Here is a 12,517-nt window from a genome sequence, read left to right as displayed (position 1 = left end):
AACCGGGAGCGTCGGACCGGCGGGCGGTCGTCCACAGCCTTGACCGTCCCTGCCCCCTTGACCCCTCCGCGCGGGCGCGCTCTATCGGCGGCCATGCCCGATTCATCCCGTCCCAAACGTCCGCGCGTCGTCGTAACCCGCCAGCTGATGCCGCATGTCGAGGCGCGCATGGCCGAATTGTTCGACGTGGCGCTGTCGGCGCACGACCATGCCTTTACCAAGGACGAACTCAAGGCGGCTGTGGCCGACTGCGACGTGTTCGTTCCCACCGTGACCGACGCAATCGATGCCGAGGTGATCGCTGCGGCGGGCGAGCGGCTGAAGCTGATCGCCAATTTCGGCGCCGGGGTCGATCATATCGATCTGGCCGCGGCGCGCGCCAAGGGCATCATGGTGTCGAACACGCCCGGTGTTTTTACCGAGGACACCGCCGACATGACGATGGCGCTGATCCTGAGCGTGCCGCGCCGGCTGGCCGAGGGCGAGAAGCTGATGCGGTCGGGCAAGTGGCAAGGCTGGGCGCCGAGCGCGATGCTGGGGCACCGCGTCGGCGGCAAATTGCTCGGCATCATCGGAATGGGCCGCATCGGCCTTGCTGTCGCGCGGCGCGCGCGCGCCTTTGGCCTGTCGATCCATTATCATAATCGCAAGCGGCTTCCCGAAGCCATCGAGGAGGAATTGGGCGCAAGCTATCATGCGAGCGTCGACACGCTGCTGCGGATCAGCGACGTCGTCACGATCCACTGCCCGCACACCAGCGAAACGCACGCGATGGTGAGCGCCGCGCGGATCGGCGCGATGAAGCCGACCGCCTACCTTATCAATACCGCCCGCGGCGAAATCGTCGACGAAAAGGCGCTGATCGCGGCGCTCCAGACCGGCCGCATCGCGGGCGCGGGGCTCGACGTCTACACCCACGAACCCGCCGTCGACCCCGCGCTGCTCGCGCTCGACAATGTCGTGCTGCTCCCGCATCTCGGCTCGGCAACGATCGAGGGCCGCGAAGCGTCGGGCGAAAAGGTCATCGCCAACATCCGCGCCTGGTGCGACGGCCACCGCCCCCCCGATCAGGTGCTGGAGGGGTGGGCTTAGAGTCGACACCCGTTCAATGCCGCCCTGGATTGCTTCGCTACGCTCGCAATGACGGAGTGATTAATCCCCCGTCAAAATCCGGTCGACGAGTTGCTTCACCGTAGGCGTGAAATTGTTCGAGTAAAAAGGATCGGTCTTGAAATTGAACGCGGCATGGCCCGCGAACATCAGATTCTGCTCGACGTCGCCGCCGTGCGCAATGTCCTGGAGCGTCTTCTGGATGCAGAAACTGCGCGGGTCGGCGAGGTAGCCGGTCGAATAATCGTCATGGTCCTTCCACGCCGAAAAGCCGCAATGCGACAGGCAGCCCATGCAGTCGGCCTGGTCCTTGCGGATGGTGCTCTTGTCGGTTTCGGTCACGAACACGACCGTATTGTCGGGGGTTTTCAGCGCCTCGGTATAGCCTTCGGCGTACCAGTCGCGCGCGCGGTCGCGATCGTGCGGCGTGACCCAGAAATTCTTTCCCTTCACCCCCACGTCGAGTTGGACGACATGGTCGCCCGCTTCCTGTTTCGAGTAGGGAATCTGACGTTCCGAGCGCGCTTCGAGGTCGCGGAGGAAGGGGTTGCGCACCGCGCTGGAGTAAAATCCGGTCGGCGAGAATCGGTGGAGCAGCACGTCGCCCTCGTCGAGCGTGCGGAGGCGGTCTTTCCACGCCTGCGGGATCGGGCTTTCTTCGGTGAGGAGCGGCCGCGTGCCATATTGAAAGGCGATCTGGCCGAGTTCGGGATTGTCGATCCAATGCTCCCAGTCGCGCAGATACCAGACGCCGCCCGCCATCACGATCGGCACGCTATCGGCGATCCCCTCTGCGCGCATCGTGTCGCGCAGCGCCTTGACGCGCGGATAGGGATCTTCGGGTTTCAGCGGATCTTCGGCGTTCGACAGGCCGTTATGCCCGCCCGCGAGCCACGGATCTTCGTATACCACCGCCGCCATCAGGTCGGCGACCTTGTGATAGGCGCGCTTCCACAACGCGCGAAAGGCGCGCGCCGACGAAATGATCGGCAGATAATGGACATTGTGCCGCGCCGCGATCTCGCTGAGCTTGTACGGCATTCCCGCGCCGCAGGTGACGCCGGTGACAAGCCCCTTGGCGCGTTCTAGCACGCCTTCGAGAACCTGCTGCGCACCACCCATTTCCCACAGCACGTTGATGTTGATCGCGCCCTTGCCGCCCGCGATGTCGTGCGCGCGCTTCACCTGTTCGACCGCGCCGTCGATCGCATAGCGGACCAGTTCTTCGTGCCGTTCCTTGCGCGTCAGCGCGCGATAGATTTGCGGGATGATCTTGCCGTCGGCGTCATAGCTGTCGGCGTTGACCGCCGAAACCGTGCCGATACCGCCGGCCGCGGCCCACGCGCCGCTCGACATATGGTTGGTCGCCGACACGCCCTTGCCGCCTTCGACCAGCGGCCAGACTTCACGCCCGCCATAAAGGATGGGCTTCAAACCTTTGAACACTCTAAACCTTCTCTCTCTCCGCCGACCCGCGCGTGCGAACCGGCCCCCGTCATGCCGCTTCCGTAAGCGGAAGAGGCCCCTGCTTGTCAATCGAAGCCGATCCAACGCCCCGTAAAAACGTCATACCCATCAAGCGCGCCAGCATAGAGCTTTTGATAGCGCGCGACCATGATAGATTCGTCAAAGCGTTCCGCGGCGACGCGCCGGTTCGCGGCGCCGACCGCCGCGCGCAGCGCCGCGTCGGTGCCCAAGCGGGCCAGCGCCGCGCGAAAGGCCGCTTCGTCGTCCGCAATGAACGGACGGTTCGCGTCCGACACCATCGCCGCGACATCGCCGACATCGGGGCTGACGACCGGCAGACCTGCCGCCATCGCCTCGATCACCGCGATCGGCGCCTGTTCGCTGCGCGACGACAGCGCGAGCATATCGAAATGGCCAATCCAGCGCGCGGGTTGGGCCATAAAGCCCGGCATCAACAGCCGGCCCGTCATGCCGCAGGCGGCCGCTTCGGCCTCGATCGCTGCCCTTTCGGGTCCTTCGCCGACGATGACGAGGCGGATATGGGCGGGCAGCGGCGCGACCGCGCGGACCAGGCGCGGCAGATCCTTGACCTTGCGCAATCCCGCGACGGTCCCGATCACCACCTCGCCCTCGCGCCGGACGAAGCCGGATATCGCCTGCGTCGGCGCTTCGCCATAGGCCGCGACGTCGATGCCGTTGCGGATGAGCCGCACGCCGTCGCCGACGCCCCATTCGCGGACGGCGATCCGCTGAAGCTGGACCGAGGGCACCACCACCGGGGCGCAGCGATACAGCGCGATGCGCCGGAACAGATTGCGTTTCCAGTTGCGCCGGACGCTTTCATCCTCGTTGAACCCATCCTCATGGTGGACAAGGTCGGGCATCGCGTGGCCGTGACGCGCAAGATTCAGACGGCGCGCCATCACCCCGTCCATCGCCCCCCAATTATAGCTGAGCAGCAGGTCAAACCGGCAGAAATAGCGCGCAAGATCGCGATAGCGGGCGAGCGACGGGCGCCCGTGCAGCGGCGGTGCGTCCTTCGGAAATTCGACGCGGACGGCGGGATCGATTGCCTCGCGCGCGCCGAGCGCGTCGGGAACGGCCGACAGGATCGTGTGCTGCGCGCGATCCTCCATCAAATTCATCAGGCGGACGGCGCGGGCTTCCTTGCCGCCCAGCGAAAAGCTGGAATGGAGATGGAGGATGCGCACGGGATGTTCACGTGGCGCGATGTCACCGCGTCCGGTCATGCGGGCGGCAGGCTGGCAACCCAGGCGTCGATCGCCGCGCGCGCTTCGGGTTCGTCCATCGTCGGCGCATGACCGACGCCCGGCACTTCGACAAGGCGCGCTCCGGGCAATTCGGCCGCCATTTTTTCGGCCGCGGAACGGGCCAATATATCCGACAGCGCGCCGCGCAGGACGAGCAGCGGAATGCCGCCGAGCGCGCGATAGGCGGGCCACAGGTCGATCCCTGCGTCGCCGCCGTTGGGAACGCGCAGCGGCGCCGCGATCTGCTTGTCATAATCGGTGACGATCCGCCCTTCGGGGGTCAGCTTGTGCGTGCGCTTGGTCAGTCGCAGCCAGTCGTGGATGCTATAACTGGGATAAATCGCGGCATTGAGCTCGGCGAAGGTGCGCGCGGCATGCATCCAGGTCGGCTGGCTTCCGCCGGCGCCGATATAGTCGCGAATGCGGTCGAGCCCCGCGGCCTGCAATTCGGGTCCGACATCGTTGAGCACCGCGCCGACGATGCGCCCCGGCAGGCTGGCCGCCATCAGCATCGACACCAGCCCGCCGAGCGACGTGCCGATCGTCGCGAAGCGGTCGATGCCCAACTCGTCGAGCAAGGCGACGACATCCTGAACATAGGTCAGCGGCACATAGGTCATCGGGTCCTTGGCATAGGCGCTCTCGCCGCGGCCGCGGAACTCGACCACGATCACCTGGCGATATTGCGCGACATGCGGCGCCAATCCTTCGAAATCGCGGGCATTGCGCGCAAGGCCGGGCATACACAGGACCGGCGGCGCGCCTGCGCTGCTGTCGGGGCCGGAATAGACGCGCGCGTGCAGCCGGACGCCATCGTGCGACCACCAATAATGGTCGGCCCATTCGCGGCGGCTGTCGTCTCTGCCCAGAATCGATTGTCCCCTTGGTCTGTATCGCGCCCGACAAATGCTGCGCGGGAGTCCCCCCGTCTATCGCCAAGGCGGCGCATCGGCGCAAGCAATCCGTCGCGAAAGCCGCCGCCGTGGTTGCCGACGTCCGCTTTCGCCGATAAGAGCGGGACGACCATGAGCGAAGAGCTGCTTTCCTTCGAACCCGCCACCGGCGAACAGCTTTGGCGCGGCACGGTAAGCGACGTCGATGCCGAGGTCGAAATCGCGCGGCGCGCCTGGCCCGAATGGGCGGCAAAGCCGGTCACTTTCCGCACCGAGACGCTGCGCCGCTTTGCCGACCGGGTGAAGGCCGAGGGAGAGGCGCTGGCCGACCTGATCGCGCGCGAGACGGGCAAACCGCTGTGGGAAGCGCGCACCGAGGTCGAATCGGTCGCGAACAAGGTCGATATTTCGGTCAAGGCCTATGCCGAACGCACGCCCAACCGCCGCATCGAGGGGGCGATGGGGCTGCGGAGCGCGGTGCGCCACAAACCGCACGGCGCGCTCGCGGTGCTGGGCCCCTATAATTTCCCCGCGCACCTGCCGAACGGCCATATCGTCCCCGCGCTGATCGCGGGCAATTCGGTCGTTTTCAAGCCGTCCGAAAAGACCCCGGCGGTCGGCGCGAAGCTGGTCGAGCTTTTCCACAGCGCGGGTGTGCCGCAAGAGGTGCTGCGCCTCGTCGTCGGGGGGCCCGACACGGGCAAGGCGCTTGCCGCGCATCCCGGCATCGACGGATTGCTGTTCACCGGATCGGCGCGCACCGGATTGGCGCTCAGCCGCCAGTTCGCGGGACAGCCGGGCAAGATGCTCGCACTCGAAATGGGCGGCAACAACCCGATCGTGGCCTGGGACACCGCCGACCTCCGCACCGCGGCGATCGTCATCGTCCAGTCGGCCTTTCTCAGCGCCGGACAACGATGCAGCAACGCCCGGCGGCTGGTCGTCAAGGACAGTCTGGCCGACGCGCTGATCGCCGAAGTGCGCGACCTCGCGAACCGGCTGATCGTCGACCATCCGCACGCCGACCCCGCGCCCTATATGGGGCCGGTGATCGACAATGAGGCGGCGGACGGGCTGACCGAAAGCTTTCTGGTGCTCATGTCGAACGGCGGCCAGGTGATCCGTCACATGACGCGCCCCGTTGCGGACCGTCCCTTTCTGACCCCCGGCATCATCGATGTCACGGCGATGCCCGAACGGCCCGACATCGAATTGTTCGGGCCGTTGCTCCAGGTGATCCGCGTCGAAACGTTCGAGGCGGCAATCGCCGAGGCGAACAACACCGCCTTTGGCCTGTCGGCGGCACTGGTCGGCGGCACGCCGCAGCTTTACGATCAGTTCTGGGCCAATGCGCGCGCGGGCGTGATCAACTGGAACCGGCCGACCAACGGTGCCTCGTCGGCCGCACCGTTCGGCGGCATCGGCCTTTCGGGCAACCACCGCCCCAGCGCCTTTTACGCCGCCGATTATTGCGCCTATCCGGTCGCGAGCGCCGAAAGCGACGCGCTGCGCGCCGCCATCGGGGTGGGCCTGCGCGATCCCGAAGGGTCGCAATTGGTGACGAAGAAATATCTCTGACCCTTCGGACGACGCGCGCAATTTTACCTACACCCCCGCCAACAAAGCCTGCTTTGCGCTTTCCGGGCGCGTGAACCATCTTTGTCGACATGGAAAAGTCTCTCTCCCCCGCGGGCAAGCTTTGGCTCGTCGGCGCCGGGCCCGGCGATCCCGACCTCCTGACGCTGCGCGCCGCGCGGTTGCTTGAGAGCGCCGATCTGGTGGTGCACGACGGGCTGGTCGGCGGCGGCGTGCTCGCGCTGATCCCCCCGCATGTGACGCGTATCTCGGTCGCCAAACAACGCAGCCGCCACACGATGAAGCAGGAATTGATCAACGACCTCCTCGTCCGCGAAACGCGCGCGGGCAAGCAGGTCGTGCGGTTGAAGGGCGGCGACCCGTTCATCTTTGGCCGGGGCGGCGAAGAGCTTGACGCCGCGCGCGCGGCGGGCATCGCGGTCGAGGTTGTCCCCGGCATCACCGCCGCCGCGGGCTGCGCCGCGCAGGCGGGCCTCCCCCTCACCCACCGCGAGGATGCGAGCGCGGTCAGCTTCGTCGCGGGCCAGTGCAAGGATCTGACCGATCAGGACTGGTCGGGCCTTGCGGGGCATGGCCGCACACTCGTCATCTACATGGGCCTCGCGACCGCTTCGGCGATCGCCGACAAGCTGATCGCCGACGGTGTTTCGCCCGACCTGCCGGTTGCGGTGGTCGAACGCGGGACGACGGCGGACGCCCGCGTGCTCCGCACCTTGCTCACCGACCTTGGCGATCTGGTCGCGCGCGAACGGGTGGCCAGCCCGGCGCTGATCATCGTCGGCAAGGTCGCGGCACGCGCGGATGCGCTCGACTGTCTCGGCATCCCAGGCACCGCTGCACAAATGGGGAATCTTACATGAAATTGCTTACGGGCAACGACCTCAAAACCGGGTTCGTGACATGGTGGACCGGCGCCGACTGGTCGATCCATATCGAAGATGCCGCCGACGTCGGCGAAAATGGCGACGCCATCCTCGCCGTCGAGGAAGCCGCGCGCCGCGTCAACGCGCCCTATATCATCGCGGGTGAAATGACCCCCGATGGCCCGCGCCCCGCGCATATCAAGGACCGCATCCGCGCATTGGGCCCCACGGTGCGCCCCGACCTGACATTGAAACCCGCCGATCCGACGGCCGGCGACTGGGTGATCTGACATGTATAAATATGACGAATATGACCAGGCGATGGTCGAGGCGCGCGTCGCCGAATTTTCCGACCAGGTTCGCCGCCGTTTGGCGGGCGAGATTACCGAGGACCAGTTCAAGCCGCTGCGGTTGATGAACGGCCTCTACCTCCAGCTTCACGCCTATATGCTGCGCGTTGCGGTGCCCTATGGCACGCTCGACAGTCGGCAAATGCGGATGCTCGCGCACATCGCGCGCACGTATGACCGCGACTACGGCCATTTCACGACGCGCCAGAATATCCAGTACAACTGGATCAAGCTGGAGGATGCGCCCGCGATCCTCGCCGACCTTGCCTCGGTCGAAATGCACGCGATCCAGACGAGCGGCAATTGCATCCGCAACATCAGTTCGGACCAGTGGGCGGGCGCCGCCGCCGACGAGATCACCGATCCGCGCCCCTGGGCGGAGCTGCTGCGTCAGTGGTCGAGCTTTCACCCCGAATTCAGCTATTTGCCGCGCAAATTCAAAATCGCGGTGATCGCCGCCGACGAGGACCGCGCCGCGATGCGCCTGCACGACATCGGCATCCAGATCGTCGAGAAGGATGGACAGCACGGCGCCGCCTTCTATGTCGGCGGGGGTATGGGCCGCACGCCGATGATCGCGCCGCTGATCAAGGATTTCGTGCCGCTCGACGATCTGCTCAGCTACACCGAGGCGTGCCTGCGCGTGTACAATCGCTATGGCCGCCGCGACAATATCTACAAGGCACGGATCAAGATCCTGATCCACGAGCTCGGCGCCGACGAATATCGCCGCCAGGTCGAGGAGGAATTTGCGCACGTCAAGACGCTGGGCATCGACCCGCCGCGCGCTGAGTTTGATCGTATCGCCGCGCAATTCGCGCCGCCGCCGCTCGACGCCTCGGCGCCCGACGCGGTCGACCGCAGCGACCCCGATTTCGCCGTCTGGCTGGACCAGAATGTCGCCGCGCACAAGGTGCCGGGCCATGCGATCATCAATATCAGCCTGAAACCCGTCGGCGGCATCCCTGGCGATGCGAGCTCGGCGCAGATCGACCTGATGGCCGACCTTGCCGAGACATATAGCCACGACGAACTGCGCGTCACCCACGCGCAGAACATCGTGCTGCCGCACGTCCGCAAGGCCGACCTCTATGCCATCTGGCAAAAGCTCGACGAAGCGGGGCTCGCGACGCCGAACCTCGACCTCATCAGCGACATCATCGCCTGCCCCGGTCTCGATTATTGCAGCCTCGCCAATGCGCGCTCGATCCCGGTGGCGCAGAAAATCGCGACGCGCTTTGCCGACCTCGGGCGGCAGAAGGAATTGGGCGAATTGAAGCTCAAGATTTCGGGCTGCATCAACGCTTGCGGGCATCACCACGCGGGGCACATCGGCATCCTCGGTGTCGACCGCAAAGGCACCGAAAATTACCAGCTGTTGCTTGGCGGGTCGGGCGCGGAGGACGTCAGCCTCGGCACGATCACCGGCCCCGGTTTCGACGAGGACGGCATCGTCGACGCGATCGAACGCGTCACCGACAAATATCTGAGCGAACGGACCGAGGGCGAGCGCTTCGTCGACACCTTCCGCCGCGTCGGCATGGCGCCGTTCAAGGAGGCGATCTATGGTTGAGCATCTGCAAGCCGACGGCGAAGAACCCTGCGTCACGCTTGACGCCTTTCTGTCGCAGTCGAACGCGACCGCGGTGCGGCTCGAAAGCGACGAGGATGCGCGCGCGCTCATCCCCTATCTCGACCGGCTCAAGCTGATCGAAATCGCCTTTCCGGCCTTTCGCGACGGACGCGGCTATTCGTCGGCACGCATCCTGCGCGAGGCGGGCTATACGGGCGAATTGCGCGCGCAGGGCGACGTGCTGGTCGACCAGATCGCCTATATGAAGCGTTGCGGCTTCGACAGCTTCGCGTCTGAAAAGCCGCTCAACCCGGCCGATGTCGACGCGGCGCTGGCGCGCTGGCCGCACCATTACCAGGGCGCCGCCGACGCAGCGGTGCCGATATGGAAATTGAGGCATGGCTGACGTGACCTTCTCTCCCCAACGCAAGGCCGAAGACCGCGCCCGCGACCGCATCGACGTCGCGCCGCGCTTCACCCAGGCCGACGTCCTCCGCCTCAACAACCTCTTCCGCGGGCAGGACGCCGCCGAGGTTGTCGCGAGCGTGATCGGTGCCGGACTGATCGGCGAAACCGCAATCGTGTCGAGCTTCGGCGCCGAAAGCGCGGTGCTGCTGCACCTCGTCACGCGCGTCGCGCGAGACATGCCGGTGCTGTTCCTCGACACCGGCAAGCATTTTCCCCAGACGCTGGCGTATCGCGACGAATTGGCGGCCAGGCTGGGGCTTAACATCGTCAACCTGACCCCCGATGCCGAGGAGCTGGCGCAGAAGGATGCGACCGAGCTGCGCTGGTCGTACGACCCCGATGGCTGCTGCGAAATCCGCAAGGTCCGGCCGCTCGAAAAGGCGCTGGCCGATTTCGATACCTCGATCACCGGCCGCAAGGGCTTCCAGTCATCGACGCGGCAGGGCCTGCCGCGCTTCGAACTCGACGGCACCACCGGGCGGCTCAAATTCAACCCGCTCGCCAATTGGACGCGCGAGATGCTCGACGCCTATTTCGCCGAGCACGACCTGCCGCGACATCCGCTGGAGGCGGAGGGTTATCCCTCGATCGGCTGCTCGCCCTGCACGTCGAAGGTCAAGCCCGGCGAAGACCCGCGTTCGGGCCGCTGGCGCGGCTGGGACAAGACCGAATGCGGCATCCACACCGCGGTCACGCCAATCGACGACGATCCGGCGAACGATCCGGCGTTCTGACAAACAAACGTCGTCCCAGCAAAAGCTGGGAAGACGATTGTTCGCTAATCATCACTCATAATCCTCATACGCCATGCTGTCGTCGGCAAGGTCGCTGAACTTCGTCGTCTTGGCCTCGAAGTGCAGGCGCACCTTGCCCGTCGAGCCGTGACGCGATTTGGCGACGATGACTTCGGCAAGGCCGAAGACGCGCTCCATCTCTGCCGCCCATTCCTCGTGCGCGGCGTGGATTTTGACATCGTCGCCCTCGATCGGGCGCTTCGGTTCGCGCGCCGCGACATAATAATCCTCGCGGAACACGAAAAGCACCATGTCGGCGTCCTGCTCGATCGAGCCCGACTCGCGAAGGTCGGAGAGCTGCGGGCGCTTGTCCTCGCGGCTTTCGACCTGACGGCTGAGCTGTGACAGCGCCATTACCGGGACGTTCAACTCCTTGGCCAGCGTCTTCAGGCCGCGCGAAATTTCGGAGATTTCCTGCACCCGATTGTCGCCGCTGCGCGACGAGCCCTGAAGGAGCTGGAGATAGTCGACGATGATGAAGCCGATACCGTGGCGCCGCTGAAGCCGCCGCGCCCGCGTACGCAGTCCCGCGATCGTCAGGCCGGGCGTGTCGTCGATATAGAGCGGCAGCGTTTGCAGCGTCTGCGCGGCGCGCGAGAGCTGCTGGAACTGCTCCTTGCTGATCTTGCCCATGCGCAGCGCCTCGCCCGAGACGCCCGACTGTTCGGCGAGCACACGCGTCGCGAGCTGGTCGGCCGACATTTCGAGACTGAAAAAGGCGACCTTCGCACCCATGTTCTTTTCGGGCGGAATGCCGTCCTCCTCGTCGCGCCGCCAGCGTTCGGCGGCGTTATAGGCGATGTTCGTTGCGAGCGAGGTCTTGCCCATGCCGGGACGCCCGGCCAGGATCATCAAATCGCTGTTGTGCATCCCGCCGATCTTGGCGTTCATGCTCGCGATGCCGGTGGTGATGCCCGACAAATGCCCGCCCGAATTGAGCGCGCGCTCGGCCGCCTGCAGGGCGGTGAGGCTCGCCTGGTTGAACGTCTTGACCGACCCCATTTCGGCTTCGCCCCCGGCAACCCGGTAGAGCGCGGTTTCAGCCTCCTCAATCTGTGCCTGCGGGTCGACGCGTTCGCTGGTGTCGAGCGCATTGTCGACCAGCGTACGCCCCACCCCCGCGAGTTCGCGAAGCAGCGCAAGGTCGAATATCTGCTTCGCAAAGTCGCGCGCGCCGATCAGCCCCGCGCCGCTGCCGGTGAGCTGCGCCAGATAGCCGACCCCGCCCACCGCCTTCATCGCCTCGTCGGCCTCGAAATAGGGTTTGAGCGTCACAGGCGTCGCGATGCTGTTGCGTTCGATCAGCGCCATCGTCTGCTGAAAGATGCGGCCGTGCAGCGGCTCGAAAAAATGTTCGGGCGTCAACTGGACGGGCAAATCCTCGACGACTCGGTTGTCGATCAGAATCGCCCCCAGAAACGCGGCCTCGGCCTCGATATTGCGGGGCAATTGACGCTCATCCCCGGCCGTCGCCGGGGTCGGGATAAGGGCTAATTCGGGCATGGCGACCTTCATGGGCCGGTGGCCCCGGCGGCGCAACCGGCGATGTCGCGAGACATATCATAACTGTGGAATGCTGTGAATAAGTTGCCCCCCTTGCCCTTCGGCGCAGCCCAAGTAGAAGCACGGTCAGCATGTCCGACGCCGATCCTTCCAAACAGCGTATCATTTCGGTCGATCTCGACGAGGGTTCGATCGTCTGGCGAAACCCCGACGTCGAGCAGGAACGCCGCGTCGCGATCTTCGACCTGATCGAAGACAATAAGTTCGTGCCGCAGCGCGGCCACCCCGACGGCTATGCCGGACCCTACCGGCTGAAACTGCGTGTCGAGGACGGGCGCCTGATCTTTGAAATATCGCGCGAGGACGGATCGCCGTTGGAGGCGATCATTCTCGGCCTCGGCCGCTTTCGCCGTCCGATCCGCGACTATTTCGCGATTTGCGATTCCTATTATCAGGCGATCAAGACCTCGACCGCGCAGCAGATCGAAACGGTCGATATGGCGCGCCGTGCGCTGCATAACGAGGCCGCGGAGATGCTGATGGACCGGCTCGACGGCAAGATCGCGGTCGATTTCGACACGGCGCGGCGATTGTTCACGCTGATCTGCGTGCTGCACATCAAGGGGTGA

12 protein-coding genes are annotated in these 12,517 nt (G+C 65.4%); 8 read left to right on the top strand and 4 right to left on the bottom strand.

From position 1 onward, the window contains the following. Positions 1-93 precede the first annotated feature (93 nt). The gene (locus tag RIA72_RS16295; protein ID WP_350033116.1) at positions 94-1,092 is read left to right on the top strand and encodes a 2-hydroxyacid dehydrogenase; all 999 of its coding nucleotides are present in this window, start codon (positions 94-96) and stop codon (positions 1,090-1,092) included. 60 nt (positions 1,093-1,152) lie between these two features. Here the strand turns inward: RIA72_RS16295 and RIA72_RS16290 are convergent, their stop codons facing one another. The 3 genes from RIA72_RS16290 to RIA72_RS16280 all read right to left on the bottom strand — a co-directional run bounded on the left by RIA72_RS16290 (position 1,153) and on the right by RIA72_RS16280 (position 4,591). Continuing rightward, complete coding sequence (locus RIA72_RS16290) at positions 1,153-2,556, bottom strand: NAD(P)H-dependent flavin oxidoreductase (protein WP_350033115.1); 1,404 nt, start codon at positions 2,554-2,556, stop codon at positions 1,153-1,155. 86 nt (positions 2,557-2,642) lie between these two features. Continuing rightward, positions 2,643-3,827 (bottom strand): glycosyltransferase, encoded by a 1,185-nt coding sequence (locus tag RIA72_RS16285; protein ID WP_350033114.1) that lies wholly within the window; start codon positions 3,825-3,827, stop codon positions 2,643-2,645. Further along, a complete protein-coding gene (locus RIA72_RS16280) occupies positions 3,824-4,591 on the bottom strand; it encodes an alpha/beta fold hydrolase (protein ID WP_502957975.1) in 768 nt (255 codons plus the stop codon). Before RIA72_RS16280 ends, RIA72_RS16285 begins: the two co-directional genes overlap by 4 nt. Positions 4,592-4,873: 282 nt before the next feature. Between RIA72_RS16280 and astD the strand changes: the two genes are divergently transcribed. The 6 genes from astD to RIA72_RS16250 all read left to right on the top strand — a co-directional run bounded on the left by astD (position 4,874) and on the right by RIA72_RS16250 (position 10,325). Next, the gene (gene astD, locus RIA72_RS16275) at positions 4,874-6,319 is read left to right on the top strand and encodes a succinylglutamate-semialdehyde dehydrogenase (protein ID WP_350033113.1); all 1,446 of its coding nucleotides are present in this window, start codon (positions 4,874-4,876) and stop codon (positions 6,317-6,319) included. 89 nt (positions 6,320-6,408) lie between these two features. Beyond that, positions 6,409-7,197, top strand: coding sequence for a uroporphyrinogen-III C-methyltransferase (gene cobA, locus RIA72_RS16270; protein ID WP_350033112.1), 789 nt, complete (start codon positions 6,409-6,411; stop codon positions 7,195-7,197). Further along, entirely contained in the window at positions 7,194-7,490 is a 297-nt protein-coding gene (locus tag RIA72_RS16265; protein ID WP_350033111.1) for a DUF2849 domain-containing protein, read from the top strand. Before cobA ends, RIA72_RS16265 begins: the two co-directional genes overlap by 4 nt. A gap of 1 nt (position 7,491) precedes the next feature. After that, positions 7,492-9,123 (top strand): nitrite/sulfite reductase, encoded by a 1,632-nt coding sequence (locus RIA72_RS16260; protein WP_350033110.1) that lies wholly within the window; start codon positions 7,492-7,494, stop codon positions 9,121-9,123. Then, entirely contained in the window at positions 9,116-9,529 is a 414-nt protein-coding gene (locus RIA72_RS16255) for a DUF934 domain-containing protein (RefSeq protein ID WP_350033109.1), read from the top strand. Before RIA72_RS16260 ends, RIA72_RS16255 begins: the two co-directional genes overlap by 8 nt. Then, the gene (locus tag RIA72_RS16250) at positions 9,522-10,325 is read left to right on the top strand and encodes a phosphoadenylyl-sulfate reductase (protein WP_350033108.1); all 804 of its coding nucleotides are present in this window, start codon (positions 9,522-9,524) and stop codon (positions 10,323-10,325) included. Before RIA72_RS16255 ends, RIA72_RS16250 begins: the two co-directional genes overlap by 8 nt. Positions 10,326-10,376: 51 nt before the next feature. On the opposite strand, the gene RIA72_RS16245 is transcribed toward RIA72_RS16250, so the two are convergent. Beyond that, positions 10,377-11,888 carry a replicative DNA helicase gene (locus RIA72_RS16245; RefSeq protein ID WP_350033107.1) on the bottom strand — a complete coding sequence of 504 codons (1,512 nt, stop codon included), beginning with the start codon at positions 11,886-11,888 and terminating at the stop codon, positions 10,377-10,379. 131 nt (positions 11,889-12,019) lie between these two features. Between RIA72_RS16245 and RIA72_RS16240 the strand changes: the two genes are divergently transcribed. Next, positions 12,020-12,517, top strand: coding sequence for a UPF0262 family protein (locus RIA72_RS16240; RefSeq protein WP_350033106.1), 498 nt, complete (start codon positions 12,020-12,022; stop codon positions 12,515-12,517).

The sequence above is a fragment of the Sphingopyxis sp. genome, assembly GCF_040216815.1.
In the GTDB taxonomy this organism is placed as follows: domain Bacteria; phylum Pseudomonadota; class Alphaproteobacteria; order Sphingomonadales; family Sphingomonadaceae; genus Sphingopyxis.
This window is presented reverse-complemented; position numbering and strand designations above follow the sequence as displayed.

Coding starts and splice junctions, on each gene's coding strand:
- RIA72_RS16295 (WP_350033116.1), top strand. CDS start 94: ATGCCCGATTCATCCCGTCCCAAACGTCCGCGCGTCGTCGTAACCCGC.
- RIA72_RS16285 (WP_350033114.1), bottom strand. CDS start 3,827: ATGACCGGACGCGGTGACATCGCGCCACGTGAACATCCCGTGCGCATC.
- RIA72_RS16280 (WP_502957975.1), bottom strand. CDS start 4,591: ATGCCCGGCCTTGCGCGCAATGCCCGCGATTTCGAAGGATTGGCGCCG.
- astD (WP_350033113.1), top strand. CDS start 4,874: ATGAGCGAAGAGCTGCTTTCCTTCGAACCCGCCACCGGCGAACAGCTT.
- cobA (WP_350033112.1), top strand. CDS start 6,409: ATGGAAAAGTCTCTCTCCCCCGCGGGCAAGCTTTGGCTCGTCGGCGCC.
- RIA72_RS16265 (WP_350033111.1), top strand. CDS start 7,194: ATGAAATTGCTTACGGGCAACGACCTCAAAACCGGGTTCGTGACATGG.
- RIA72_RS16260 (WP_350033110.1), top strand. CDS start 7,492: ATGTATAAATATGACGAATATGACCAGGCGATGGTCGAGGCGCGCGTC.
- RIA72_RS16255 (WP_350033109.1), top strand. CDS start 9,116: ATGGTTGAGCATCTGCAAGCCGACGGCGAAGAACCCTGCGTCACGCTT.
- RIA72_RS16250 (WP_350033108.1), top strand. CDS start 9,522: ATGGCTGACGTGACCTTCTCTCCCCAACGCAAGGCCGAAGACCGCGCC.
- RIA72_RS16245 (WP_350033107.1), bottom strand. CDS start 11,888: ATGCCCGAATTAGCCCTTATCCCGACCCCGGCGACGGCCGGGGATGAG.
- RIA72_RS16240 (WP_350033106.1), top strand. CDS start 12,020: ATGTCCGACGCCGATCCTTCCAAACAGCGTATCATTTCGGTCGATCTC.